1 protein-coding gene and 1 pseudogene are annotated in these 1697 nt (G+C 71.6%); one reads left to right on the forward strand and one right to left on the reverse strand.

What is annotated here, in order from left to right:
* Positions 1-1005, reverse strand: a 1005-nt coding sequence (locus AC1D12_RS32715) for a hypothetical protein (RefSeq protein ID WP_477845292.1), incomplete at its 3' end; no start/stop codon positions are given.
* 124 nt (positions 1006-1129) lie between these two features.
* Between AC1D12_RS32715 and AC1D12_RS32720 the strand changes: the two are divergent.
* Positions 1130-1697, forward strand: a pseudogene (locus AC1D12_RS32720) (hypothetical protein); the annotation flags it as partial.

The raw sequence follows: 1697 nt of genomic DNA on the forward strand, positions 1-1697 counted from the left end.
GTCCACCCACAGCCTGTCGTCGGCCAGCAGCCTTGCCAGCGGCTGGTAGCGCGCCGGCGTGTCGTCGCCGCGCGCGGCCAGCCACTGGTTGCCGAGGATGCCGTCGAAGCTGTCGTACAGCGCCAGGTTGCGGCCGATCTCGGGCGCGAACTTCTGCCAGTCCACCGGGTCGGCGCGGTTGTACTCCTCCTTCATCGCGTCCGCGTCGTCGCTCGAGCCGATGGTGTGCAGCAGCGCATTGCCGGTCAGCGCGCGCCCCATGCGATCGATCGGCTTGCCCAGCAGCGGGCGGCCCGGTGCGGGCCGTTGCCGGTAGGTCCGCCCCCAGACCGCCAGCAGCGGGCCGCCCTGGTTCACGACCGACAGGTCCACCGAAACGACCAGCGCCGAGGTTTTCCATCCGGCCAGGAAATTCTTCGCCGGCTCGCCCTGGGTCTGGCGCCACTGCGCGAACACCTGCGCGGAGGTCTCGGCGTCGAACGCGAAGCAGCCGGCGGCATCCTTCGGCGCCTTGCCTTTCTGGATCGCATCGGCCGCAAGGTTCAGCGCGGCGCGCGTGCCCTTCACGTTGTTGAAGTACGGGTCGTCGCGCAGCCCGGCGAACACCCTGAAGCGCTTGTGGCGGCCTTCGAGGCCCTCGGCCCGGCTGGCATCGCCGCGCAGCTCGTCGCGGATGTCGCCAGGATCGCCCGCCCAGCATTCGGCCGCGTTCGCGACGTTGAAGCGGCACAGGATCGTCGTGCTGCTGGTCGTGCTGCCGAAGCGCGGGCCGCTGTCGACGTGGAACACGTACTGGACCTGGTCGGAGAACTGGCGGCCGACGATGTCCATCACCAGGTTCAGCCGCCGGCCGTCGGCGGAAGTCCAGGCGTAGAGGTCGCCGATGTCGGCTGCCGGGTCGGCGATCACGGTGGGCGTGTCGAGGTGGTCTGCCGCCTGGGCGGCCGGCGCCATGCCCATCGCGGCGGCGAGGCAGGCCAGGGCGCAATGCAGTCGGGTGTTCATCGTTCGGTGTGGATTGATGGAGGAGCTGCCAGCGTAGGCACTGCACGCGCAGCCGACTTGGCAAAAACTGCTGTCGCCCGCCCCCGGCTCCTAGAATTGCAGCCACTCCACCACCCGGCACGCCATGCCTGCTGCTCCGTCCGAAGGCCCCGCCGCCGACCGCGACTACCGCCCGCTGCGCGGCGCGTGCGGGCTGCACCTGATTCGCTGCGCGTGCCGCGCGGGTGCCGGCGAGCGGCCCCGTGACGAGGAGCACCGGGCGTTCTCGGTCACGCTCGTCGAACGCGGCTTCCTGGGCTACCGCACGCGCGCCGGTCGCGCAGTGCTCAGCCCCGGCTGGCTGATGCTCGGCAACCCGGGCGAGGGCTACGTCTGCTCGCACGAGGAAAGCGACGGCACCGGCGACGATTGCGTGGTGCTGTCGGTCTCGGCGCGGGCCTTCGACGACGCATCCGCTGCGCTCCGCCTGCCGGGCTTGCCTGCGCGCTTCGGCCGCGCGGCCTTGCCGCCGTCGCCGCGGGTGTCCGCGCTGCTGGGATCGCTGGCGGACGACGGCATCGAGGGCTTCGCGCTCGAAGAAGCGGCGCTGCAGGTGATCGGCATCGTGCAGGGTTCGCTGCACGAGGGTGCGGCACCGGCGGCCGTGTCTCGGCAGGACGAGCGGGCGCTGGCCGCCGCGCACTGCATCGAGC

This window comes from Rhizobacter sp. P1_G5 (genome assembly GCF_056405435.1).